Annotated in this window: 18 protein-coding genes, 3 pseudogenes and 1 CRISPR repeat array; of the genes and pseudogenes, 10 read left to right on the forward strand and 11 right to left on the reverse strand. The window is 55.9% G+C overall.

The features are described from left to right. Nucleotides 1–31: 31 nt before the first annotated feature. A complete protein-coding gene (locus FZF21_RS07400) occupies nt 32–655 on the forward strand; it encodes a helix-turn-helix domain-containing protein (protein ID WP_047727942.1) in 624 nt (207 codons plus the stop codon). Here FZF21_RS07400 and FZF21_RS07405 read toward each other — a convergent pair. Further along, the gene (locus FZF21_RS07405; RefSeq protein ID WP_047737774.1) at nt 652–1290 is read right to left on the reverse strand and encodes a hypothetical protein; all 639 of its coding nucleotides are present in this window, start codon (nt 1288–1290) and stop codon (nt 652–654) included. The genes FZF21_RS07400 and FZF21_RS07405 overlap by 4 nt on opposite strands. A gap of 100 nt (nt 1291–1390) precedes the next feature. On the opposite strand from FZF21_RS07405, the pseudogene FZF21_RS07410 reads away from it, so the two are divergent. After that, nucleotides 1391–2065 (forward strand): annotated as a pseudogene (locus tag FZF21_RS07410) (PKD domain-containing protein); the annotation flags it as partial. 146 nt (nt 2066–2211) lie between these two features. Here the strand turns inward: FZF21_RS07410 and FZF21_RS07415 are convergent. The 8 genes from FZF21_RS07415 to aqpZ all read right to left on the reverse strand — a co-directional run bounded on the left by FZF21_RS07415 (nt 2212) and on the right by aqpZ (nt 12385). Then, nucleotides 2212–3225: an NAD(P)-dependent oxidoreductase gene (locus FZF21_RS07415; protein ID WP_017384852.1), complete on the reverse strand. Its 1014-nt coding sequence runs from the start codon at nt 3223–3225 to the stop codon at nt 2212–2214. Nucleotides 3226–3317: 92 nt separating this feature from the next. After that, nucleotides 3318–4754, reverse strand: coding sequence for an SDR family oxidoreductase (locus FZF21_RS07420; protein WP_063135296.1), 1437 nt, complete (start codon nt 4752–4754; stop codon nt 3318–3320). Nucleotides 4755–4764: 10 nt separating this feature from the next. Next, nucleotides 4765–5766 carry a low-specificity L-threonine aldolase gene (gene ltaE / locus FZF21_RS07425; RefSeq protein WP_015570991.1) on the reverse strand — a complete coding sequence of 334 codons (1002 nt, stop codon included), beginning with the start codon at nt 5764–5766 and terminating at the stop codon, nt 4765–4767. 38 nt (nt 5767–5804) lie between these two features. Continuing rightward, a complete protein-coding gene (gene poxB, locus FZF21_RS07430) occupies nt 5805–7523 on the reverse strand; it encodes a ubiquinone-dependent pyruvate dehydrogenase (RefSeq protein WP_017693711.1) in 1719 nt (572 codons plus the stop codon). A 313-nt stretch (nt 7524–7836) separates the two neighbouring features. Next, nucleotides 7837–8805: an NADH oxidoreductase gene (hcr, locus tag FZF21_RS07435; RefSeq protein WP_017384848.1), complete on the reverse strand. Its 969-nt coding sequence runs from the start codon at nt 8803–8805 to the stop codon at nt 7837–7839. Between the two features lie 10 nt (nt 8806–8815). Beyond that, a complete protein-coding gene (hcp, locus tag FZF21_RS07440; protein WP_047737765.1) occupies nt 8816–10468 on the reverse strand; it encodes a hydroxylamine reductase in 1653 nt (550 codons plus the stop codon). A gap of 144 nt (nt 10469–10612) precedes the next feature. After that, nucleotides 10613–11512, reverse strand: a complete 900-nt coding sequence (locus FZF21_RS07445) for a lysine exporter LysO family protein (RefSeq protein WP_015570988.1) — start codon at nt 11510–11512, stop codon at nt 10613–10615. Nucleotides 11513–11689: 177 nt separating this feature from the next. Then, nucleotides 11690–12385, reverse strand: a complete 696-nt coding sequence (gene aqpZ / locus FZF21_RS07450) for an aquaporin Z (RefSeq protein WP_026080729.1) — start codon at nt 12383–12385, stop codon at nt 11690–11692. 290 nt (nt 12386–12675) lie between these two features. Here aqpZ and FZF21_RS07455 point away from each other — a divergent pair, with 290 nt between their 5' ends. Continuing rightward, nucleotides 12676–14334: an ATP-dependent endonuclease gene (locus FZF21_RS07455; protein ID WP_017693708.1), complete on the forward strand. Its 1659-nt coding sequence runs from the start codon at nt 12676–12678 to the stop codon at nt 14332–14334. On the opposite strand, the gene FZF21_RS07460 is transcribed toward FZF21_RS07455, so the two are convergent. Then, nucleotides 14331–15287, reverse strand: coding sequence for a VirK/YbjX family protein (locus FZF21_RS07460; protein WP_047737761.1), 957 nt, complete (start codon nt 15285–15287; stop codon nt 14331–14333). The genes FZF21_RS07455 and FZF21_RS07460 overlap by 4 nt on opposite strands. Before the next feature lie 159 nt (nt 15288–15446). On the opposite strand from FZF21_RS07460, the gene macA reads away from it, so the two are divergent. Together macA and macB are read left to right on the forward strand one after the other, a co-directional pair. Then, nucleotides 15447–16562 (forward strand): macrolide transporter subunit MacA, encoded by a 1116-nt coding sequence (gene macA, locus FZF21_RS07465; RefSeq protein WP_017384842.1) that lies wholly within the window; start codon nt 15447–15449, stop codon nt 16560–16562. Further along, the gene (gene macB / locus FZF21_RS07470) at nt 16559–18499 is read left to right on the forward strand and encodes a macrolide ABC transporter ATP-binding protein/permease MacB (RefSeq protein WP_015570984.1); all 1941 of its coding nucleotides are present in this window, start codon (nt 16559–16561) and stop codon (nt 18497–18499) included. The genes macA and macB overlap by 4 nt, the downstream gene beginning before the upstream one ends. Before the next feature lie 70 nt (nt 18500–18569). On the opposite strand, the gene cspD is transcribed toward macB, so the two are convergent. Beyond that, the gene (cspD, locus tag FZF21_RS07475; protein WP_006809408.1) at nt 18570–18791 is read right to left on the reverse strand and encodes a cold shock-like protein CspD; all 222 of its coding nucleotides are present in this window, start codon (nt 18789–18791) and stop codon (nt 18570–18572) included. Nucleotides 18792–19058: 267 nt separating this feature from the next. On the opposite strand from cspD, the gene clpS reads away from it, so the two are divergent. From clpS to FZF21_RS07500, 5 genes and pseudogenes are all read left to right on the forward strand, one after another. Next, entirely contained in the window at nt 19059–19379 is a 321-nt protein-coding gene (gene clpS / locus FZF21_RS07480) for an ATP-dependent Clp protease adapter ClpS (RefSeq protein WP_006174393.1), read from the forward strand. Between the two features lie 27 nt (nt 19380–19406). After that, complete coding sequence (gene clpA / locus FZF21_RS07485; RefSeq protein WP_006809407.1) at nt 19407–21686, forward strand: ATP-dependent Clp protease ATP-binding subunit ClpA; 2280 nt, start codon at nt 19407–19409, stop codon at nt 21684–21686. Between the two features lie 432 nt (nt 21687–22118). Then, complete coding sequence (locus FZF21_RS07490; RefSeq protein ID WP_047737756.1) at nt 22119–22562, forward strand: hypothetical protein; 444 nt, start codon at nt 22119–22121, stop codon at nt 22560–22562. 177 nt (nt 22563–22739) lie between these two features. After that, a CRISPR array of direct repeats spans nt 22740–23670; the repeat unit is 28 nt; unit sequence GTTCACTGCCGTGCAGGCAGCTTAGAAA. 263 nt (nt 23671–23933) lie between these two features. Next, nucleotides 23934–24365 (forward strand): annotated as a pseudogene (gene cas1f / locus FZF21_RS07495) (type I-F CRISPR-associated endonuclease Cas1f); the annotation flags it as partial. After that, nucleotides 24361–24606 (forward strand): annotated as a pseudogene (locus tag FZF21_RS07500) (type I-F CRISPR-associated protein Csy2); the annotation flags it as partial. The pseudogenes cas1f and FZF21_RS07500, both read left to right, overlap by 5 nt. Nucleotides 24607–24618 lie beyond the last annotated feature (12 nt).

The following is a 24618-nucleotide window of genomic DNA, read 5'->3' on the forward strand; positions in this document are numbered from 1 at the left end:
TTAAAAATCACATCTTAAATCGGGTATAACAATGTTAAGCATCTATGGAAAAAAATTACGTCCGCAACATGAAATGGAAAAGATCATTTCTGCAACCTCAGGCGTTGAAGAAAGAACGTTAAAAAAATGGCAGAAAATTTCCACTTCTGATTCCGACTATATTCATATTATCGTCAGCGGTGAAGTCGAATTTCGACGTGAATCTGACGAACTGTGCATGTTCACCGTCACCGGGCAATGCATTTTCGGGCTGTCGTCAATGTATTACAACGCCACCCATATGTACGGCCTTGTTCGGACGAATACGGTTGTTCGCTCGATCAAGAAAGAGGTCTTCGCCCAGCTGATGACCGAAAAAAATCTGTGGCCAGAACTGACCAAAGTCCTTTCCTGGTACATCTGCATGCTGAGCAAACGTGATGATGTTCTGGTTGCCCGCAGTGCGTATTCCGTTGTCCGCGAATTTTTATATGAGATTAACGACCTGATTGTTCAACAACAGCGTGATATTAACGTTTATGATTACATTCAGGAATACACTAACCTGGCACGTAGCACTATTATTAAAATCCTCTCCGATCTGAAAAAGGGTCAATATATCGTGGTGGAAAAAGGTCGACTGCTTAACCTTACCGCACTGCCTGAAAAATATTAATACCTGCTCCCGCCGTCTCCTTTTTCACTGAAAGGAGAACGGCTATTTCCACTGTTTTTTACACTGGCTTGTGAATTATCCTGCGTTTCGTCAACCGGCGGCGCGGGAATTTTTCCTTGAGAATAATCCCGCTCCTGCTCTTTTAGCGCCTGCTTAAATAATTCTGTTAATGATGACTCTTCACTGCCCGTGCTGGCGGGAGCGTTATCGTGCTCATGCGCTTCGGTCCCGGGTAAGGTATCCCGCGAGGCGTCGTGTGGCACCGCGCCGTCGGGCGCCTGCTGCCAGTCGCCATCATCACTGTTGATCGGCAGATCCTGCATCGATGGAACATCAACTGGCACTGGCGCAGCTTTAGGCTGCGGATGCGGGAACGGTTTACTCACGTACACGTAATGCATATCCGAAAGCTGCGTTTCCGGTTTCGCAACGCTGGCGTTGAACGGTTCAGGCGCCGGGTGGCGCAGGTTCCAGTAGACGTGCATATACAGGCCGACAACCAGCATGGCGCAAAGCCCGACCAGCCATAACACTGTTTTGCCGAATACGTTTTTCAGGCTGGGGAGACGGTACGAAAACCAGACCGCTTCCCCGGTTGTATAGCTGCGCTGGGCCGCAAGACAGATGGTCGACATTAGGCTTTCTTCTCCTGCATTTTCGCGTCCGGGGTGGTGCGGGTGGCCTGAATCAGTACGCCCGGCGTGCTGTTGGTCACGCGCATCAGCTGCATCAGCGTACCAGACCCCGTTCAGCGCATTTAAAGACGGTGACTACAGCAAGTGCGTGCAGCACTTCTTTAACGTGAAAATTGTTAACGACGAGGGTTCTTCCGAGACCCCGGACGAAACGCCGGTCACGCCAACACCGACGCCATCCGACGATGAAACGCCGGCACCAACCCCAACGCCGGATGAAACGCCGGTTGTGGTGAACCACGCGCCGGTTGCGCAGATTGCCGGTCCGATCGGTGCAGTGGAAGCGGGTGCGCAGGTTTCTCTGAGCGCCGAAGGCTCTACCGATCCAGATGGTAACACGCTGACGTATACCTGGCGTTCCCAGGATGGTCAGACTGTTACCGGTCAGGACAAAGCGGTTGTGACCTTTACAGCGCCAGAGTCTGCGACGGCGCAGCAGTATGAAGTGAGCCTGACCGTCAGCGATGGCGAACTGAGCAGCACCACGTCTTACCTGCTGAACGTGAAAGCGAAAGCGGCAACGCCATCCGGAGAAGATACGTCTTACCCGGCATGGAGCGCGAACAGCAAGTACAACGCCGGTGATATCGTGAACAACCACGGTAAACTGTTCCAGTGCAAACCGTTCCCGTACAGCGGCTGGTGTAACAATGCGCCGACGTACTATGAACCTGGCGCAGGTCTGGCATGGGCTGAAGCCTGGACGGCCTTATAAACAGCAAACGGCAACCTCCAGGGTTGCCGTTTTAGTGTCTGCACCCTCTCCCTGTGGGAGAGGGCCGGGGTGAAGGCATCAGTCCGCACTCTCTGTTTTTTGCCGGGTGGCGCTGCGCTTACCCGGCCTACATGAGGCTGGAACGCTTACCGGTGCAACTTCCCGTGATCCCGTAACCACGCCGCCGTACGCACTATCCCTTCATCCAGCGATACAATCGGTTTATATCCCAGCTCGTTCTCCGCCCGCGAAATATCCAGCGTAAAATCAAAGTTGAGCTTCGATACACCGTAATGCGTCAGCGCAGGCTCTTTCGCCGATTTACTGCCAAAGCGCTCCATGCTGCGGGCAATCATGTCCAGCATCGGGTAAGGAACAGAACGGATCCGGCAGTCGATTTTTAACTCGTCAATCAGCCTTTGCACAATGCTGCGCAGGGTACAGGGTTCGCCGTTGGTGATGTTGTACGCGCGGCCCGATACCAGCTTATCGCATTCCGGCTGGCTCGCCAGCCACATGGCGTGAACGGCATTTTCGTAATAGGTCATGTCCACCAGCGCATCGCCGCCGCGCGGTAACAGCACGCTGCCGTAGTGGTGCATCATCTGGGCCAGTCGCGGGATAAAGACTTTGTCGTGCGGCCCAAACAGGCTCTGCGGACGCAGCACGGTAAAGCGGGTGTGCGGGTTTGACTGGGCCAGCAGGTCGATCACCTCTTCGCCCGCCGCTTTACTGCGGGCAAACTCACAGGCGAAGCGCGCCGGGCGGAAATCTTCCTGAATATCACGATGGTGGTGATAGTCGAAATAGAGCGACGGGGAGGAGATATGAATAAAGTTACGCACGCCCCAGGCGACGGCCCATTCGCCCAGACGACGCGTGGCGCGCACGTTAGCGAGATCAAAGGCTTCCTGGGTACCCCACGGAGAGGTAAAACTGGAGCAGTGCCACAGCGTATCGATACCGGCGAGCATCACCTTGGCCTGAGAGGAGACCAGCTCCGTCAGATCGGCATGGACAAATTCAGCGCCCATTTTTTGCAGGAGCTTACCCATCGCCTCATTGCGACCGGTGGCCCTCACGCTGATGCCTTTGTTGCGCAGAAACTCGACCGCATTTCGGCCTAAACCGCTGGTCGCCCCGGTAACCAGTACCTTCATAACAATCCACTGTGTTGAAAAGAATTTCGTGCGCATTCTTTCGTGAATTACGATGTGTTGCAATGGGAAAGGTGAAAGATTAAGAGTTTTATTTAGTTATTTTCCCGCTTTTCTTCTGCCAGTTGCGCAATCCGTTTCGCCATTCCGCGGAAGATAAACAGGTGTGCCGGGATCATCAGCAACCAGTAAAACAGACCCGGCATTCCGTGCGGATGCCACCATGCCCGAACGTCCAGTTCACGGTGGTCGCCGTTGTCCTTGAGGGTGAAGCAGAGCCGCCCCAGCCCCGGTGCCTTCATGCCAAACAGCAGCGCCAGCTGTTTTTCCGGCTCAACAATAATCACTTTCCAGCTGTCGACGGTATCGCCCACCTTCAGCCAGGGATGGGCAGGGCGGCCTTTTGCCAGCCGGTGACCGACCAGCAGGTCCAGCGCGCCGCGCGTTTGCCACAGAATATTGCCGAAGAAATAGCGCTCTTTGCCGCCGATCTGGTTCACAACTTCCCACAGCGCTGCCAGGCTGGCCGTGGTTTTTACCGTACAGCCCGCCTGTTTCGGATAATAGCCGTACTCGGGCCGCCAGCGGGCAAACGCCTGCGCGTCATAACCCCAGTCGCTGGAGTTCACCAGCTTCTCTTCCTCTTTCAGCGTGTTGCGCACCGCGTCGTCAAAGCGGATGAGTTCCTGGGGAATTAAGGCGCGCAACGCGCGATCGTCCGCCAGCAGATCGTGCTTCAGCCCCTGGATAAGCGCTTTGGCGGTCGTCGGCGGCACGGAGGTGATCACATTCAAAAACCACACCGATATCCAGCGGGTCGGGAAGGGGATGGGGATCAGCCAGCGGTGGCGGCCACTCACCCGCATAAAATGTTCAAACTGCGCCTGATAGCTCAGCACTTCCGGACCTGCCGCCTCCAGCACGCGATGCTGCTCCGCCGGGTGAGCCAGCAATGCCACCAGATAATGGAGTAAATTCTCCAGCGCAATGGGCGTGGTGCGCGAGCGTACCCAGCGCGGCGGCGTCAGCACAGGCAGGTTGTAGACCATATCGCGCATCACTTCGAATGCGGCGGACCCCGCGCCGACGATGATCCCTGCCCGCAGTTCGGTAACGGGGATACGGGCGCTCCGCAGCGTTTCTGCCGTCAGCTGTCGGGCGCGCAGATGGTCCGACTGCTCGTGCTCAGGCGCCTGGAGCGAGCTTAAAAAAATCACCTGCTTCACCGGCGTTTGCAGCAGCGCATCACGAACGTTCATCGCCACCTGACGCTCGTGGGCGATAAAATCCCCGCCTTCGCCCATGCTGTGGACAAGGTAGTAAAGCGTATCGACCCCTTCCAGCAGCGCAGGAAGCGCTTTCGGCCAGCTAAGGTCAACGTTGTGACACGTCACGCCAGGCAAATGTAGCTTTTGCAGGCGTTCCGTGTTGCGTGCCGCTGCCAGCACCTGGTGCCCCTGCTGGCTTAACGCAGTGGTCAGATGCTGACCGATATACCCGCTGGCGCCGAGCACCAGAATACGTTGCGGCACGGTATGCTCCTTAACGCTGTAAAAACGCCTGCCAGTGTTTCACCACCTCGGTCAGCTGCTCGCGGTTAACGTCAAGATGCATCACCAGCCGTACGACCGGGGAGGCGTTAATCAGCACGCCTCGGGCTTTCATAAAGTCGCCCAGCGCGGCAGCATGCTCATCGCCGACGCGGACAAACAGCATGTTAGTGTCGTGACGCATGACATCTGCGCCGATTTCACGCAGCTGCGCTGCCATCCACGCCGCATTGTCGTGATCGTCTTTCAGGCGTGACACGTTATTTTTCAGGGCGTACAGTCCGGCAGCCGCCAGAATACCCGCCTGACGCATCCCGCCGCCGGTCATTTTGCGCCAGCGGTTTGCGCGCCTGATGTAGTCCGCGCTGCCAACCAGCAGGGAACCTACCGGCGTACCCAGCCCTTTAGAGAGGCAAATGGTGAACGAGTCGCAATATTGGGTGATCGCTTTCAGCTCGCAGCCGTACTCCACCACGGCGTTGAAGATACGTGCGCCGTCAACGTGCAGGCCGAGCTTACGCTCGCGGGTAAAGTCCCATGCCGCTTTCAGGTATTCGCGCGGCAGGACTTTACCGTTATGGGTGTTTTCGAGGCTCAGCAGTTTAGTGCGGGCGAAGTGAATATCGTCGGCTTTGATTTTCGCCGCGACTTTGTCCAGCGGCAGCGTACCGTCCGGTGCGGCATCGATCGGCTGCGGCTGGATGCTGCCAAGCACCGCCGCACCGCCGGCTTCGTACAGGTAGTTATGCGCCCCCTGGCCGACGATATACTCCTCGCCGCGCTCGCAGTGGCTGAGCAGCGCCACCAGGTTAGCCTGCGTGCCGGTGGGCAGGAACAGGGCAGCCTCTTTACCGCTCAGCTCTGCCGCATAGCGCTGGAGTTCGTTGACCGTCGGGTCATCGCCGTAGACGTCGTCCCCGACCGGGGCGGCCATCATCTCTTCGAGCATGGCGCGGCCCGGACGGGTAACGGTATCACTACGTAAATCAATCATTTCACATCCCTTTAATTTAAGAGGTCTTGTGAAATGTTTTACCTGAGCCAGTTGGTTTTTGCCAGTTCGATCACTTCGTCACCGCGCCCGCTGATGATGGCGCGCAGCATGTAGAGGCTAAAACCTTTGGCCTGTTCCAGCTTGATTTGAGGCGGGATCGCCAGCTCTTCTTTGGCGACCACCACATCCACCAGCACCGGGCCGTCGATGGCGAAGGCGCGTTGCAGGGCGTCGTCCACCTCTGAGGCTTTCTCCACCCTAATACCGGTGATACCGCAGGCTTCGGCGATGCGGGCGAAGTTGGTGTCGTGCAGTTCGGTGCCGTCCGTGAGGTAGCCTCCGGCCTTCATCTCCATCGCCACGAAGCCCAGAACGCTGTTGTTAAAGACCACGATTTTGAGCGGAAGCTTCATCTGCGCCACCGACAGGAAATCCCCCATCAGCATACTGAACCCGCCGTCGCCGCACATCGCCACCACCTGACGTTCCGGTGCCGTCGCCTTTGCACCCAGCGCCTGCGGCATGGCGTTGGCCATTGAGCCATGGTTGAACGACCCAAGCAGGCGACGTTTGCCGTTCATTTTCAGATAGCGCGCGGCCCAGACGGTGGGCGTTCCTACGTCGCAGGTGAAGATGGCATCGTCGTCGGCGAAGTGGCTGATCTGCTGCGCCAGATACTGCGGGTGGATCGCTTTTTCGCTCGGTTTGGCGAGATCGTCCAGCCCCTTGCGCGCATCGCGATAATCGCTCAGGGCTTTATCGAGGAATTTGCGGTCCGTTTTTTCTTCCAGCAGCGGCAGCAGGGCGGCGAGGGTGGATTTGATATCGCCGATAAGCGCCATATCCACCTTGCTGTGCGCGCCGATGCTGCCGGGATTAATGTCGATCTGGATAATTTTGGCATCCGTCGGGTAGAACGCGCGGTACGGGAACTGGGTGCCGAGCAGGATCAGCGTGTCGGCGTTCATCATGGTGTGGAAGCCGCTGGAAAAACCGATCAGCCCGGTCATGCCGACATCGTACGGGTTATCGTATTCAACGTGCTCTTTCCCGCGCAGGGCGTGCACAACTGGCGCCTTCAGCTTACCGGCAAATTCCACCAGCTCTTTATGCGCGCCGGCGCAGCCGCTGCCGCACATCAGGGCGATATTGCTGGAGTATCGCAGCAGCTGTGCCAGCTTTTTCAGCTCTTCTTCGGCAGGGGTAATGGTTGGCTGGGGCGCAGAGTACCAGTGGGTGGTGGCGGTTTCAGGTGCGGCCTTCAGCGCCACGTCCCCCGGCAGCACAACCACCGAAACCCCGCGATTCAGGATCGCCTTACGCATGGCTATCGCCAGCACCTGTGGGATCTGCTCCGGCGATGAGACCAGCTCGCAATAGTGGCTGCATTCACGGAACAGCTCCTGCGGATGCGTCTCCTGAAAATAGCCGCTACCGATTTCAGATGACGGAATGTGAGCCGCAATCGCCAGCACCGGAACATGGTTGCGGTGACAGTCGAACAGACCGTTGATGAGGTGCAGGTTTCCCGGTCCGCAGGAACCTGCACAGACGGCGAGTTCACCCGTAAGCTGCGCTTCGGCACCGGCGGCAAAGGCGGCGACTTCTTCATGGCGGGTGGGCATCCACTCAATAGTTTTCATCTTGTTAAGGCTATCGCTGAGTCCGTTCAGAGAATCGCCAGTGACGCCCCAGATACGCTTTACGCCAGCCTGCTCAAGGGTTTTCGCTATGTATGCAGCCACAGTTTGTTTCATGGTTGTCCGTCTCCTTTATGTGATATCGCTTACAAGCTTAGAAGAAAGTCGCTGTATTGCCTGCTCAGTATTCTTTAAGTCCAGATGGTTTTTCTGCGCGACGCGCCTGGCAAAGTCAAACAAATAACGGGCTGCCGCACAGGCAGTAGGCACAACGTAGGCCGGGTAAACGTAGTGCCACCCGGCAAAAAGCCCGGTGGCGCTGACGCTTACCGGGCCTACAGGAGTTACAAAGGCAAATGAGCTGGCCTGCACGGACAAAAAAGCCCGGTGGCGCTGGTGCTTACCGGGCCTACAGGTGAACCACGACAGATTATGCGAGCACAAGATCGCCCTGCGGATGGCACGAACATGCCAGCACATAGCCCTCCGCGATTTCCGCGTCGGTCAGCGTCATGGTGCTGGTGACCGTGTACTCACCGGAAACCACTTTGGTCTTACAGCAACCGCACACCCCGGCGCGACAGGCCGCTGCCACCGGTACGTTGTTGCTTTCCAGCGCTTCAAGCAGCGTGGTGCCCACGCGGCCAAAGAAGGTCTGCGCCGGTTGCAGCTTCGTGAACTTCATCCCGCTAGTCGCCGCTTCCGCTACAGGCGTGAAGAACTGCTCTTTGAAGAAGCGGGTCACGCCGAGCGCTTTCACTTCTTTCTCCACGATCTCCATGTACGGCGCCGGGCCGCAGGTCATCACGATGCGGTTCGCAATATCCGGCACGCTTTGCAGCAGCTCGCGGCTCAGGCGCCCCGCGACAAAACCGTGCGTCGCGTTGTGCTCGGCCACCAGCGTCACCGGATAGTTGCGCCATTCTTCGGCAAAAATCACATCTTCCGGGGAACGAACGCTGAAAATCACCTGCACGTCGGCCTGAGGACGGTATTTCGCCAGCCAGCGACGCATCGACATAATCGGCGTCACGCCGCAACCCGCCGCCAGCAGCAGGAATTTATCTTCCGTCTTGTCGTCACAGGTAAACTCGCCCTGCGCGTCAGACAGCCAGATGTAATCCCCGCGCTTCACGTCCCGGGTCAGCCACTCGGATCCTGCGCCGTCATCAATACGACGAACGGTGAGCGTAATGTACTCACTCACGCCCGGCGTGGAGGAGATCGTGTAGGCGCGCAGAGTATCCGCCGAATTACGCACGCTCACCAGCGCATACTGGCCCGCGCGGTACGGATAATAGTCATGGCACAGCAGCGACAGCGTCCACACATCCGGCGTCTCCTGATGGATGTGATGAACCTGCATCCGCCACGGACATTGTGAGGTTGGCATGGTCATGAGTTACTCCTTACGCGCTCAGCAGTTGCTTCATATCATCTTCAACGTTGGTCACAGAACGCAGACCAAATTTCTCGTTCAGGATGGCCAGCAGATCCGGCGTCAGGAAGCCTGGCGCGGTCGGCCCGGTGACGATGTTGGTCACGCCGAGAGAGAGCAGGGTCAACAGGATAACGATCGCTTTCTGCTCGAACCAGGAGAGCACCAGCGACAGCGGCAGATCGTTCACGCCGCAGCCCAGTTTCTCTGCCAGCGTGACCGCCAGAATGATGGCTGAATATGCATCGTTACACTGACCCGCATCCACCAGGCGCGGCAGACCTTCGATGTTGCCGAAGTCCAGCTTGTTGAAACGGTACTTACCGCAGGCCAGGGTCAGGATCAGACAGTCTTCCGGTACGCGGGTGGCGAAATCGGTGAAGTAGTTACGTTCCCCGCGCGCGCCGTCACAGCCGCCGATCAGGAAGATGTGACGCAGTTTTTCACGGCTGACGAGGTCAATCAGGGAATCCGCCGCACCCAGCAGGGTTTCACGACCAAAACCGACGGTGATGAGGTGCGGAATTTCGCTGTACGGGAAGCCTGCCATCTGCTGCGCCTGAGCGATAACCGGACCGAAATCGTCGCCTTCAAGGTGGCTCACGCCCGGCCAGCCGACGATGCTGCGGGTCCAGATACGGTCGTCATACGCGCCGACGGTCGGGTCGATGATGCAGTTAGAGGTCATGACGATTGGGCCAGGGAAGCGGGCGAACTCCACCTGCTGGTTCTGCCAGCCGCTGCCGTAGTTACCGATCAGATGCTTAAATTTACGCAGCTCTGGGTAACCGTGCGCGGGCAGCATTTCGCCGTGGGTATAAACGTTAACGCCGGCGCCTTCGGTCTGCTTCAGCAGGTTGTAGAGATCTTTCAGGTCATGACCGGAGATCAGAATGCATTTGCCTTCGGTCGCTTTGACGTTGACCTGCGTTGGCGTTGGGTGGCCGTAGGTGCTGGTTTCACCGGCATCCAGAATGCTCATCACTTTGAAGTTCATCTGGCCGATTTCCATCGAGCATTCCAGCAGGGCGTTCATATCGGAAGGCCAGGTGCCCAGCCAGGCCATGATTTTGTGGTACTGGGCGTAAATAGCGTTGTCGTACTGGCCGAGTACGTGCGCGTGTTCCATATAGGCCGCAGCACCTTTCAGACCGTACAGGCACAGCAGGCGCAGGCCGAGGATGTTTTCGCCAATCGCCGCTTTGTCTTTATTGGGAGTAAATTCTGCGGCCTGACGCTGTAGCTCGCCCAGGTCGTCGCTCACCAGCTGTAGCTCCGCCATCGGGTTGTCCACGCGGGCGCTGGCGTCGGCATTCAGGCACTGCGCTTTCAGGGCTTCACGCAGGGCAATCGCTTCGCGGGCATAGCCCACAATGCGTGGAGAATCGAAGTTAACGTTGGTCAGCGTGGAGAAAAATGCGCGCGGCGCAAAGCTGTCGACATAGTGATCAACAATGCCATATTCACGGGCTTTGAAGGCCCAGGCGGACAAGCCTTGCAGCGCCGCAATCAGCAGATCCTGGAGATCGGATGTTTCTGCGGTTTTGCCGCACATACCCTGCGCGTAAGAGCAGCCGTTGCCTGCTGGGGTACGGATGGTTTGTTCACATTGCACACAAAACATAATCACACCTGTTAAAGTTATATTTGAGATACATGTTTAAGGTTATGCCTGTGCCACAGCAGAGAAAAGTGCTTTCTTATACTAAGTGGAGGGTTATTGATTTAGCGCAATTTTGGCGGCAGGTTCACTACCGCCAAAGCAGTATCAGGCTGAGAAGAACGCCATCAGAATGGGGACCAGCAGGCTCAGAATAAAGCCGTGTACGATGGCGGCAGGAACCATCTCCAGTCCTCCCGAACGCTGTAATACCGGCAGGGTAAAGTCCATTGAGGTGGCCCCGCACAGGCCCAGCGCGGTAGAGCGGCTGCGGCGTACCAGGCCGGGGATCAGCATGATGGCTATCAGCTCACGCGCCAGATCGTTAAAGAAGGCGGCGCTGCCGATCACCGGACCAAACGATTCGGTCAGCAGAATACCGGAGAGCGAATACCAGCCGAAACCGGACGCCATCGCCAGGCTGGTTTTCAGCGGCAGATCGAGAATAAAGGCGTTAATCACTCCCCCCGCCAGTGAGCTGGCCACAACGATAACGGCAACCATCATGCCCCGGCGGTTAAGGACAATCTGTTTCAGCGTCATGCCATTATTTCGCAGCTGAATACCAATCAGGAAGAGCAGGAAAATAAGCGTATATTCGCTGGCCTCCGTTGCGTGCTGTAAAAATGCCCAGCCGGTCAGACCCAGTAAAAAACCGAGTACCACCACGCCGCACAGTTTTAATGATTCCAGCGCCATCGCAATACGGGAGGGAAGCTTTTCCTGATGGTGGTGATTTTTCCAGGGAATAGTGCGTTCCAGCCAGAACAGCGCAGCAATATTGCACAGCAGAATAACCACTACCGTAACCGCAGAATAATGCAGGATGGAAAGCAAGTTCGTCGCCAGATTATCCAGGAAGGCCAGGCTGATCCCCATAAAGAACAGAATGACGTAAACAATCCAGCTGAGAAAACGATTAATAAGCTTTAAGGCCGATTCATGACGCAGCGGAATAAGGTAGCCCACAATCAGGGGCAGAAGAATGATGAGGAGTCCTGAGAACATGAACAGCCGGTCCTTTTGAGTATCAGTTAAGCGCCAGAGACACTACCCAATAAAGGCTGTACAGTAAAGCGGCAAAAGAAAGCCGGGTGGCGGCTGCGCATTACCCGGCCTACAAAGTGCACACTAACGTAGGTCGGGTAAGCTTTAGCGCCACCCGACATAACAGGCCGCACTTAATTAATCACGTTTTTCCAGCAGGGTGCGATACAGCACGCCGCCCAGAATACCGCCGATAATAGGCATCACCCAGAACAGCCACAGCTGTTCAAGCGCCCAGCCGCCCTGGAAAATAGCCACCGCGGTGCTGCGCGCCGGGTTAACGGAGGTGTTGGTCACCGGAATGGAGATGAGGTGGATCAGCGTCAACGCCAGACCAATAGCGATGGGGGCAAAGCCCGCAGGCGCGTATTTGTCCGTTGCGCCGTGGATCACCAACAGGAAGCCTGCGGTGAGCACAATTTCAATCACGATGGCAGACAGCATCGAGTAGCCGCCTGGAGAGTGTTCGCCGAAGCCGTTCGACGCAAATCCGCTGGCCGCGGCGTCAAACCCGGCTTTTCCGCTGGCAATTACGTACAGCACCGCCGCGGCAATAATACCGCCAATAACCTGGGCAATAATATAGCCAATAATATCTTTCGCCGGGAAACGTCCGCCCGCCCATAATCCTAATGTGACGGCCGGGTTGAAATGACCGCCGGAAATATGCCCCACGGCGAATGCCATGGTTAATACAGTTAAACCGAATGCCAGCGCGACGCCGACAAAGCCAATACCTAATTCCGGAAATGCGGCTGCCAGTACTGCGCTACCGCAGCCACCAAACACCAGCCAGAATGTACCAAAGCATTCTGCCGCTAATTTTCTGAACATAACCACCTCAATAATAAACGTCCGCGCCCATTCCTGCGCGCGGGTTATATCGCCATAAAGGGATGACGACTCAAAGAGCCAGTATTTTGAAACCATCAACATCCCTTCGCCACTCAAATAAATTCACTAAATTTGATTTAAGGCAATGTGATGTCAATCCTTGTTCAGATCGGAGGTAATAAGAGCATAGCCCAATAATTAAGGGGCGTATATTCTGCTGTCGTGACCCACAGCCTGCCGCTATACTGCTGATAACTTGAAGGAAAAAGTGGCCGAATTGCGGGGGATGTATGCTACTCGAACGTGTGGAGATTGTCGGGTTTCGCGGGATTAACCGCCTGTCGCTGCAACTGGAACAGAACAACGTCCTGATAGGCGAAAATGCCTGGGGTAAATCCAGCCTGCTGGATGCCCTGACGCTGCTACTTTCGCCCGAAGAGAACTTGTACCACTTCGTTCATGATGACTTCTGGTTTCCGCCGGGGGATGTCAACGGACGCGAGAAACACCTGCATATCATTCTGACCTTCCGCGAATCCGAGCCCGGTCGCCATCGCGTGCGTCGTTTTCGCCCTATGTCGCCCTGCTGGGTGCCCTGTGAAGATGGTTTCCAGCGTATTTTCTATCGCCTTGAGGGCGAAATGGCGCAAAACGACGGGGTATTAACCCTGCGTGAATTTCTTGATGAGAAGGGAAATCCGATCCCGCTCGACAATATTGACGAGCTTGCCCGCCATCTTATCCGCCTCTCCCCCGTGCTGCGCTTACGAGACGCGCGCTTTATGCGGCGGATCCGCAACGGCACCGTGCCGAATATGCCCGAGGTGGAGGTGACCGCCCGCGAACTGGATTTCCTTGCCCGTGAACTGGTCTCACGGCCGCAGAACCTCACCGACGGCCAGATCCGTCAGGGACTGTCCGCCATGGTGCAACTGCTGGAGCACTACTTCTCCGAGCAGGGAACGGGGCAGGCGCGCCACCGTCTGATGCGTCGCCGCTCGCACGATGAACAACGAAGCTGGCGCTATCTCGATATTATCAACCGCATGATCGACCGCCCCGGCGGGCGCACGCATCGGGTGATCCTGCTGGGTTTATTCTCCACGCTTTTACAGGCGAAAGGGACGGTGCGCCTGGATCGGGACGCGCGCCCGCTGCTGCTGGTGGAAGATCCGGAAACGCGGCTGCACCCGATTATGCTTTCCGTGGCGTGGCATCTTCTTAATTTGCTGCCGTTGCAGCGAGTCACCACCACGAATTCCGGAGAGCTGCTCTCCCTGACGCCGGTGGAGTATGTCTGCCGCCTGGTGCGTGAATCCTCGCGGGTCACCGCCTACCGGCTCGGGCCCGGCGGGTTAAATGCCGAAGATGGCCGACGAATTGCGTTTCACATCCGTTTTAACCGTGCCTCTTCCCTGTTTGCCCGCTGCTGGTTGCTGGTGGAAGGGGAAACGGAAACCTGGGTGATAAACGAGCTGGCTCGCCAGTGCGGACACCACTTTGATGCCGAAGGGATCAAAGTGATCGAATTTGCTCAGTCTGGCTTAAAACCGCTGATCAAATTTGCGCGCCGGATGGGGATAGAGTGGCACGTACTGGTGGATGGCGATGAGGCGGGTAAAAAATATGCGGCGACCGTGCGCAGCCTGCTCAATAACGATCGTGAAGAGGAGCGGGAACATCTGACCGCGCTGCCTGCGATGGACATGGAGCACTTTATGTACCGCCAGGGATTTGACGACGTCTTTCACCGCGTGGCGATGATCCCGGTAGATGTGCCCATGAATATGCGCCGGGTGATTGCCAAAGCTATCCATCGGTCGTCAAAACCGGATTTGGCCATTGAAGTTGCGACGGAAGCGGGCAGGCGAGGCGTGGAGTCGGTGCCCACGCTGCTGCGTAAAATGTTCTCCCGCGTCCTCTGGCTGGCTCGCGGGAGGGCCGATTAACGGGCAGTCGCCTGCGAAACCTGTTGGATCAGGCTATCAAGCAGGGCATAGCGGCGGCGGTATTCGGACCGTTTTTTACTCGCAATCTCTTCCATCGGTTTGCGTGGCATGGTCAGCGGCAGGGCAAAGTTGCCGTTATCCTGCTGCTGTCCGCCAAGGGAGCGCCAGAAGCTGTCATAGTCAGCCAGCAATTTTCCCTCTTTTTTCTTGCGATAGCGCCAGCTGCGGTAGATGTGGGTGGCGTTACTCACCGCGAGGATCTGCTCGACCGGGAAGGCGCCTGCCAGCGTCATGACCGCTTCAACCAGCAGACGTTTTGGGAACAGTCCGTGACAGGCTTTGGTCGCCAGCTGAATGTGCTCGTGCGGGACATGCGCTTTCGCCCCCTGCATTCCGCCGATGAAGAGCGTTGGCTTGCCCTGGTATGTGCACAGCGTAAAGGTCAGCTCGGCCAGCACCGTGTTCTGGTGGTCGCAAAAAGTGAGGGTCGCTTCCCCTTCTTTGTCCAGAAACGCATCCGCGCTCAGGCGAACGCTAAACTGCTGCTCCTCTTTGCCCGTTAACGTCACCAGCGTGATGCCCTGGCTGGAGAGGTAGCCATTCAGCAGCGACGCCGGAAGATGGCGGCTCATCATCTCATAGTGATCGTTCAATGCGTCCAGCGTAGTCTGACGGCCCATATTGACGGTCAGCCACGGCCGGTGCAGGCGGCACGGCAGGCCGGGCTGCACGCGCAGGATCTGCATCAGACGGGGCTGTTTTGCAAGATCTCCGAGCAGGCGCGCAGTGGTGAACGGCGTTGCCAGCGAGCGCAACATAAACTTACGTCGATAGGCCGGATTTTGCCACGCCAGCCCCGGCGTGAGGGAACCCGATGCCAGGCTTTTAAACAGTTGCCAGCCCGATTTAGGTTGGGGCAGCGTTGAATAAGGTGTATCGACGATGGAAGACATGTTAGATCCTGCTTCTGGTGGAATATCGCTATTTCAGCAGGCGCTTTATCAACATCGGGTAAACAATTCCCGACGATTACGGGGATCGGGGGTTTCGTTGAGGAGTGGTTTAGATAAAATCAACGGTGATGATAGCCAGAACAATTATTTGGAATATTTATGAACCTGAAGGGAAAACGCAGAAAGCTGTTTCTGCTGCTGGCGGTAGTGGTGTTAGCGGGCGGATTCTGGTTATGGAAGGTACTGAACGCGCCGGTACCACAGTATCAAACGCTGATTGTTCGTCCTGGCGAGCTGCAACAAAACGTGCTGGCGACGGGGAAACTGGATGCCCTGCGTAAGGTTGACGTGGGCGCGCAGGTCAGCGGTCAGCTTAAAACCCTGTCAGTTGAGATTGGCGATAAGGTTAAAAAAGGCCAGCTGCTGGGCGTGATCGATCCTGAGCAGGCGCAAAACCAAATCCGCGAAGTGGAAGCGACGCTGATGGAGCTGCGCGCGCAGCGCGCGCAGGCTCAGGCGGAGCGTAATCTCGCTCAGGTCACCCTGACGCGCCAGCAGGCGCTGGCGAAAACGCAGGCTATCTCGAAACAGGATCTGGACACAGCCGCCACGGAGCTGGCGGTGAAGCAGGCGCAGATTGGCACCATCGATGCGCAAATCAAACGGAATCAGGCCTCGCTGGATACGGCGAAAACCAACCTCGATTACACGCAAATCGTTGCGCCAATGGCCGGGGAAGTGACGCAGATAACCACCCTGCAAGGCCAGACGGTCATCGCCGCGCAGCAGGCGCCGAACATCCTGACCCTGGCGGATATGAGCACCATGCTGGTGAAAGCCCAGGTATCCGAAGCGGACGTCATTCACCTTAAACCGGGGCAAAAAGCCTGGTTTACGGTGCTGGGCGATCCGCAAACCCGCTATGAAGGGGTGCTGAAAGATATCCTGCCGACGCCGGAGAAGGTTAACGACGCCATCTTCTACTATGCGCGTTTTGAGGTGCCAAACCCGCAGGGCGTGCTGCGTCTGGACATGACCGCCCAGGTGCATATTCAGCTGACCGGCGTGAAAAACGTGCTGACGGTTCCGCTCTCCGCGCTGGGTGAATCCGCCGGGGACAATCGCTACAAGGTGAAAGTGCTGCGCAACGGCGAAACCCGCGAGCGGGAAGTGGTGATTGGCGCGCGTAACGACACCGATGTGGTGGTGGTAAAAGGGCTGGAAGAGGGTGAGGAAGTGGTCACCAGCGAAACCCTGCCCGGAGCCGCGCAATGACGGCGCTGCTTGAGCTGAATGACATTCGTCGCAGCTATCCGTCCGGCGACGGGCCGGTTGAGGTGCTGAAGGGCATCTCCCTGCGCGTTGAAGCCGGTGAAATGGTGGCGATTGTCGGGGCGTCGGGCTCGGGTAAATCAACGCTGATGAACATTCTTGGCTGTCTGGATAAGCCCACCAGCGGCACCTATCGCGTGGCCGGGACGGATGTTTCCACCCTGGACGGCGACGCGCTGGCGAAGCTGCGTCGCGAGCATTTTGGCTTTATTTTTCAGCGTTACCATCTGCTTTCACACCTGAGCGCGGCGCAGAACGTGGAGGTGCCGGCGGTGTATGCGGGCGTCGAGCGCAAAAAACGCCTTGAACGCGCGAAGGCGCTGTTAACGCGTCTTGGGCTGGCGGAGCGTGTTGATTATCAGCCTTCGCAGCTTTCAGGCGGTCAGCAGCAGCGCGTGAGTATTGCCCGCGCGCTGATGAACGGCGGACAGGTGATCCTCGCTGATGAGCCAACCGGTGCGCTCGACAGCCATTCCGGTGAAGAGGTGATGGCGATCCTGCATCAGCTGCGCGATCAGGGGCATACGGTGATTATTGTCACCCACGATCCGCAGGTGGCAGCGCAGGCGGAACGCATCATTGAGATCCACGACGGCGAGCTGGTCAGCAACCCGCCGCCACGTCAGTCCAGAGCGGCGGCGCCGAAAGAAGCCTTACCTGCGTCCACCGGCTGGGGACAGTTCTCCAGCGGCTTTCGTGAAGCGCTGACCATGGCCTGGCTGGCGATGGCGGCCAACAAAATGCGCACCCTGCTGACCATGCTCGGCATCATTATCGGTATTGCCTCGGTGGTGTCGATTGTGGTGGTGGGCGATGCGGCGAAACAGCTGGTGCTGGCGGATATTCGCGCCATCGGGACTAACACCATCGACGTTTACCCCGGCAAAGATTTTGGCGACGACGAGCCGCAGTATCAGCAGGCGCTGAAATACGACGATCTGGCGGCTATTCAGAAGCAGCCGTGGGTGAACTCCGCCACGCCTGCCGTGTCGCAAAACCTGCGTCTGCGCTACGGCAACATCGACGTGGCGGCCAGCGCTAACGGCGTCAGCGGAGATTACTTCAACGTCTACGGCATGACCTTCAGCGAAGGGGCGACCTTCAACGCGGAACAGCTGGCGGGCAGGGCGCAGGTGGTGGTGTTAGACGCTAACTCGCGCAGACAGCTTTTCCCCAATAAAACCCGTGTGGTGGGGGAAGTGATCCTGGTGGGTAACATGCCTGCCACGGTGATTGGTGTGGCGGAAGAGAAACAGTCCATGTTTGGCAGCAGCAAGATCCTGCGCGTCTGGCTGCCGTACAGCACCATTTCCGGGCGCATTATGGGACAGTCCTGGCTCAACTCCATTACCGTGCGAGTGAAAGAGGGCTACGACAGCGCGCTGGCGGAACAGCAGCTCGAGCGGCTGTTAACGTTGCGCCACGGGAAAAAGGATTTCTTCACCTGGAACATGGACGGCCTCTTGAAAACGGCCGAAAAGACCACACGTACTCTTCAGCTGTTCCTGACGCTGGTGGCGGTGATTTCGCTGGTCGTCGGCGGGATAGGGGTGATGAACATTATGCTGGTGTCGGTGACCGAACGTACGCGCGAGATCGGCATTCGCATGGCGGTCGGGGCCAGAGCCAGCGATGTGCTCCAGCAATTTTTGATTGAAGCGGTGCTGGTGTGTCTGGTGGGAGGCGCGATGGGGATTGCGCTCTCGATGATGATCGCCTTCGCGCTCCAGCTCTTTTTACCGGGGTGGGAGATTGGCTTCTCACCGATGGCGATCCTCACCGCGTTTTTGTGCTCCACCTTTACCGGCATTTTGTTTGGCTGGCTGCCGGCACGAAACGCGGCGCGGCTGGATCCGGTGGATGCGCTGGCGCGGGAATAACCCGAAAATAAAAATGCCAGCCGATCGGGCTGGCATTTTGCCTGCGGGGTGTACACAATGAATCAGAGAGCTATGCAACCGTTTCTGCTTCAACGGGCACGATAAGACTGGCGTGATTGCCTTTTGGCCCCTGGTGTACATCGAACCGGACGGACTGCCCGGCTTTGAGCGTCCTGTAACCATCCATCTGAATGGTGGAATAGTGAGCGAAGATATCCTCGCCGCCGCCTTCGGGGCAAATGAAGCCAAACCCCTTGGCGTTGTTGAACCACTTAACAGTACCCATTTCCATGCTTCGACATCCTTCGTAAATCTTATAAATTAAGATGGAATGAACCGGTGGTGGAGTGGGGGCTGTTCAAAACCTCGCCAACTCACGCTTGTACAATTTAGAGAAACGGAAGAAGCCGTCAAGCGTTTGGCGCTGGAGTTGGGACAATAATCAACCAAAATTTGAGGCAGTTAACGCTATTGCAACAGTTTGTGACAGACATCGCGGATGACAGTAATAGATGATTGTTATCTAACATCTGAGGTAGATTCAAAGTGGTTATGCATAATGGGTAAGACCAACGATTGGCTGGATTTTGACCAGCTGGCGGAAGATAAAGTGCGCGACGCGCTAAAACCGCCATCTATGTATAAAGTTATGTTAATGAACGATGATTACACGCCGATGGAATTTGTTATTGACGTGCTACAAAAGTTCTTTTCTTATGATGTTGAACGTGCAACGCAACTGATGCTTACCGTTCATTATCGTGGCAAAGCGATCTGCGGCATCTTTACTGCCGAGGTTGCGGAAACCAAAGTAGCGATGGTGAACGACTATGCAAGGGAGAACGAGCATCCGTTGCTGTGTACGCTGGAAAAGGCCTGATAAGGCATAAAATTGGGGGAGGTGCCTATGCTCAATCAAGAACTGGAACTCAGTTTAAACATGGCTTTCGCCAGAGCGCGTGAGCACCGACATGAGTTTATGACCGTCGAGCACCTGCTGCTCGCACTGCTTAGCAACCCATCTGCCCGCGAAGCGCTGGAAGCCTGCTCCGTGGATCTGGTGGCGCTACGTCAGGAACTCGAAGCCTTCATCGAACAAACTACACCGGTGCTGCCAGCCAGTGAAGAAGAGCGCGACACGCAGCCGACGCTCAGCTTCCAGCGCGTGTTGCAGCGCGCGGTTTTCCACGTCCAGTCTTCCGGACGTAGCGAAGTGACTGGCGCCAATGTCCTGGTCGCCATCTTCAGCGAGCAGGAGTCCCAGGCGGCCTACCTGCTGCGTAAACACGAAGTCAGCCGGCTCGACGTGGTCAACTTCATCTCTCACGGAACGCGAAAAGACGAGCCTAACCAGGCATCGGATCCCAGCGGACAGATCAACAGCAATGAAGAGCAAGCAGGCGGGGAGGATCGTATGGAAAACTTCACCACCAACCTTAACCAGCTTGCTCGCGTTGGCGGTATCGACCCGCTGATTGGCCGCGACAAAGAGCTGGAGCGTGCCATCCAGGTACTGTGCCGTCGCCGTAAGAACAACCCGCTGCTGGTGGGGGAATCTGGCGTGGGTAAAACCGCGATTGCCGAAGGGCTGGCCTGGCGCATTGTGCAGGGCGACGTGCCGGAAGTGATTGCCGACTGCACCATCTACTCGCTGGATATTGGCTCGCTGCTGGCGGGCACCAAATACCGCGGTGATTTCGAAAAACGTTTCAAAGCGCTGTTAAAACAGCTGGAGCAGGACACCAATAGCATTCTGTTTATCGATGAGATCCACACCATCATCGGCGCAGGTGCGGCCTCCGGTGGCCAGGTGGATGCCGCTAACCTGATCAAACCGCTGCTCTCCAGCGGCAAGATCCGCGTGATGGGCTCCACGACGTACCAGGAGTTCAGCAACATCTTTGAGAAGGATCGTGCGCTGGCGCGTCGTTTCCAGAAAATCGACGTGACCGAGCCGTCGGTTGACGAAACGGTGCAGATCATCAATGGCCTGAAAACCAAGTACGAAGCACACCACGACGTGCGTTACACCGCGAAAGCGGTCCGTGCGGCGGTGGAACTGGCGGTGAAATACATCAACGATCGTCATCTGCCGGATAAAGCGATCGACGTGATTGATGAGGCGGGTGCGCGTGCACGCCTGATGCCAGCCAGCAAGCGTAAGAAAACTGTGAACGTGGCGGATATCGAGTCCGTGGTGGCCCGCATCGCGCGTATTCCTGAGAAGAGCGTTTCTCAGAGCGACCGTGATACGCTGCGCACCCTCGGCAATCGCCTGAAAATGCTGGTCTTTGGTCAGGATAAAGCCATTGAGGCCTTAACCGAAGCGATCAAGATGGCCCGTGCTGGCCTGGGGCATGACCACAAGCCGGTTGGTTCCTTCCTGTTCGCCGGCCCGACCGGGGTGGGTAAAACCGAGGTGACGGTTCAGCTTTCCAAAGCGCTGGGCATTGAGCTGCTGCGCTTTGATATGTCCGAGTATATGGAGCGTCACACCGTCAGCCGTTTGATTGGTGCGCCTCCGGGTTACGTGGGCTTTGACCAGGGCGGCCTGCTTACGGACGCGGTTATCAAGCATCCGCACGCGGTACTGTTGCTCGATGAAATCGAGAAAGCGCACCCGGACGTGTTCAACATCCTGTTGCAGGTGATGGACAACGGGACGCTGACCGATAACAACGGGCGCAAGGCCGATTTCCGCAACGTGGTGCTGGTGATGACCACCAACGCGGGCGTGCGGGAAACCGAGCGTAAATCCATCGGCCTGATCCACCAGGATAACAGCACCGATGCGATGGAAGAGATCAAGAAGATCTTCACGCCGGAGTTCCGTAACCGTCTGGACAACATTATCTGGTTCGATCACCTGTCTACCGAGGTGATCCATCAGGTGGTGGACAAGTTTATCGTCGAGTTGCAGGTTCAGCTGGATCAGAAAGGCGTGTCGCTGGAAGTGAGCCAGGAGGCCCGCAACTGGCTGGCTGAGAAAGGCTACGACCGTGCGATGGGCGCCCGTCCGATGGCGCGCGTGATTCAGGACAACCTGAAGAAACCGCTGGCGAACGAGCTGCTGTTTGGCTCGCTGGTGGACGGCGGTCAGGTAACGGTGGGGCTGGATCAGGCGAAGAACGAACTGACGTACGATTTCCAGAGTGCGGCGAAGCACAAGCCGGAAGCGGCTCACTGATTTTCTTTAGTGTAAAAGCCGGGTTTTTAACCCGGCTTTTTTGTGTCCGCTTTTCTCCTTCTCCCTGTGGGAGAGGGTCAGGGTGAGGGCATCAGACCGCAACGAAATTTTGCGAGGCGCTTTCCAGTTTCTTTCGCTGTCTGTTGCTGGATAAAACCACAGTAATAAAATGGCTGCGCACCTGCAAAATCAGGTGTCGGGATTGGCGTCCTGATTACACACATATGGAAAGATGTTGCGCACAGCAACGTCACTGGTTTCGTTCACACTTTTTTTAGGTGCGGTATAATCCGTATCTTCAAATATGGTGGGCTGAACCGGGGCTTCTTTTGAAGCGCCGATTTTCCATATGGTCGGTACGCCAAACCGGTTCAGTCTGCCACCCGAAGTTGGCGTTTTTGGTGGTAGTTTTCAGCTCTTGATATGGAAATTATGAATATGGAAAACCAGTCTATCTCCCAACTTTATAGTGAACTCTCCCTCAATCCCGATCTCCCAACCCTTGTTGAGCGCTGTAATCTGCTCACGGAAATCCTGCTGGACTGCCATTCGCTTCCGCAAACGCAGCCCGTTTGCCGTTGTCTCGGTGCTTATCTGGACGTAGTCAAAACCGAACTCGCAGAATCAATGAGTGATTTCCGGGTGGTTGAATTTGACGACGAGACGGAACGGCTGAAGGAAAAAGAGTGGCTTCTGGAGGATACCGAAACCAAATGCGATTACTGCCGGGCATTGAACCACGTGCTGCTGGTGTCGCATTTTGACCGCGAGATGCTGCCCCACCTGACAGGATTGCTGCATGACATTACACATTCGATGGCGGCAGATGTGGCTGCACCTGAATGTGGAAAGCCTGTAGTTCATATCATTAATTAAGTTTAGTCTCGTGCGTCGGGGAAGGGACTCCGGCGGGGTATGGCGAAACCCTTTTTTCGAGTAGTTCTTTAAGTTATTGATTTTTATTGTGCGAATAAAGGCCGCAGAAAAAAGGGTTTGAGGTAGATATGTTGATTATTTTCTTTTCGAACAATAAGATGGCGAAGATTTCTTCCAGTTCACTGCCGTACAGGCAGCTTAGAAAATGATTAGTCAGATTGAATGACAATGCCTTAAAGTTCACTGCCGTACAGGCAGCTTAGAAAGCAAACCCCAAATCAGTTTCGAGCACCCTGCCGTTCACTGCCGTACAGGCAGCTTAGAAATGCAAGCTGTCGTAATGCGCCAGCGCTACGGGGTTCACTGCCGTACAGGCAGCTTAGAAAAGCGCATCAACCGACAATAGCCAGGTAACGGAGTTCACTGCCGTACAGGCAGCTTAGAAACCCGCAAACCTCCGACAAAAACGCTTCAAGATGTTCACTGCCGTGCAGGCAGCTTAGAAATACTTTGACAACGTCGAAGACCAGGTCAGAAAGTTCACTGCCGTGCAGGCAGCTTAGAAATGACGCAATGCCGACACACCCGCGTGGCACAGGTTCACTGCCGTGCAGGCAGCTTAGAAATGGCGGCGAAGCGGCAGCAAAGGAACTTCTTAAGTTCACTGCCGTGCAGGCAGCTTAGAAAAGCAATCAGCAAGAAAAAATATTGGCATTGATGTTCACTGCCGTGCAGGCAGCTTAGAAATTCAAGCGCAAAGACCATTGCGCCCGTCTCGTGTTCACTGCCGTGCAGGCAGCTTAGAAAGGAAAAAGTAGCTGCCGCACAGCAAAAAGCCACGTTCACTGCCGTGCAGGCAGCTTAGAAATTCACCAGCTACGGACTACGTTGAGCGCCAGCGTTCACTGCCGTGCAGGCAGCTTAGAAAATGGCGATACGGTTGTTAGCGTCTCGGGTGTTGTTCACTGCCGTGCAGGCAGCTTAGAAAACATTAAGCCCGCTCAATATGAGGCGGAAATAGTTCACTGCCGTACAGGCAGCGTAGAAAATTTGTCTTGCTGGATGTTAGTTACTGAGCACGTTCACCGCCGTGCAGGCAGCATACTCCCCAAACATTCACTCCAACTATTTTAAAATCCACAATTATCACCACAATCCTCGTTGTATTTTTAATAAGCTCAATACTCATTCATCCGACAACCATATTCCCTCATATATATTATTCATAAAAATAATACATTAAATATGTCAGAGATTTTTTATCTCGACACTCCGATAATTATTATTCATTTGATACGCGTCACATTTGTCTTCATCTTATCTCCGCTAACATACCCCGCATTCAACACATTGAAATAAAAAGCACTTGCTATGCCAGCGAACAGCATTACCCCATCCGACTTAAAAACCATTCTTCATTCAAAACGTGCCAATATCTATTACCTGGAGAAATGTCGTATTCAGGTAAATGGTGGACGCGTTGAATATGTCACTCAGGAAGGTAAAGAGTCTTTTTACTGGAATATTCCCATCGCTAATACGACGGCGGTAATGTTGGGAATGGGAACATCCGTTACGCAAATGGCGATGCGGGAGTTCGCGCGAGCGGGCGTGATGGTCGGTTTTTGTGGCACGGATGGCACGCCACTCTATTCCGCGAATGAAGTGGATATTGATGTCTCCTGGCTATGCCCGCAGAGTGAATATCGTCCGACGGAATATTTACAGAACTGGGTCTCCTTCTGGTTTAATGAAGAAAAGCGCTTGCAGGCGGCAAAACACTTTCAGTTTATTCGATTATCTGGTGCCCTTGATGACTGGCTATCAGCGGATTTCTGAACTCTATTCCCCCGGCATGGTAAGTAACGCACGTGATGCAGAAACACCCTTTGCGTTTACGGAGGCGGTGTATGGCGTGGGCGAGTGGTGCGGTCTGCACCGGATTCAGTCTCTTAATGAAATTTTCTGGCGTTTTCATACGACAGAAACGGGCTATTACTGTCAGGGCGCGGGCGCGCCGGTGACATCTGCACATTCAAAATAAAAAGGATTTAGC

It is taken from the genome of Enterobacter sp. LU1, assembly GCF_008271405.2.
Classification (GTDB): Bacteria; Pseudomonadota; Gammaproteobacteria; order Enterobacterales; family Enterobacteriaceae; genus Enterobacter; species Enterobacter hormaechei_C.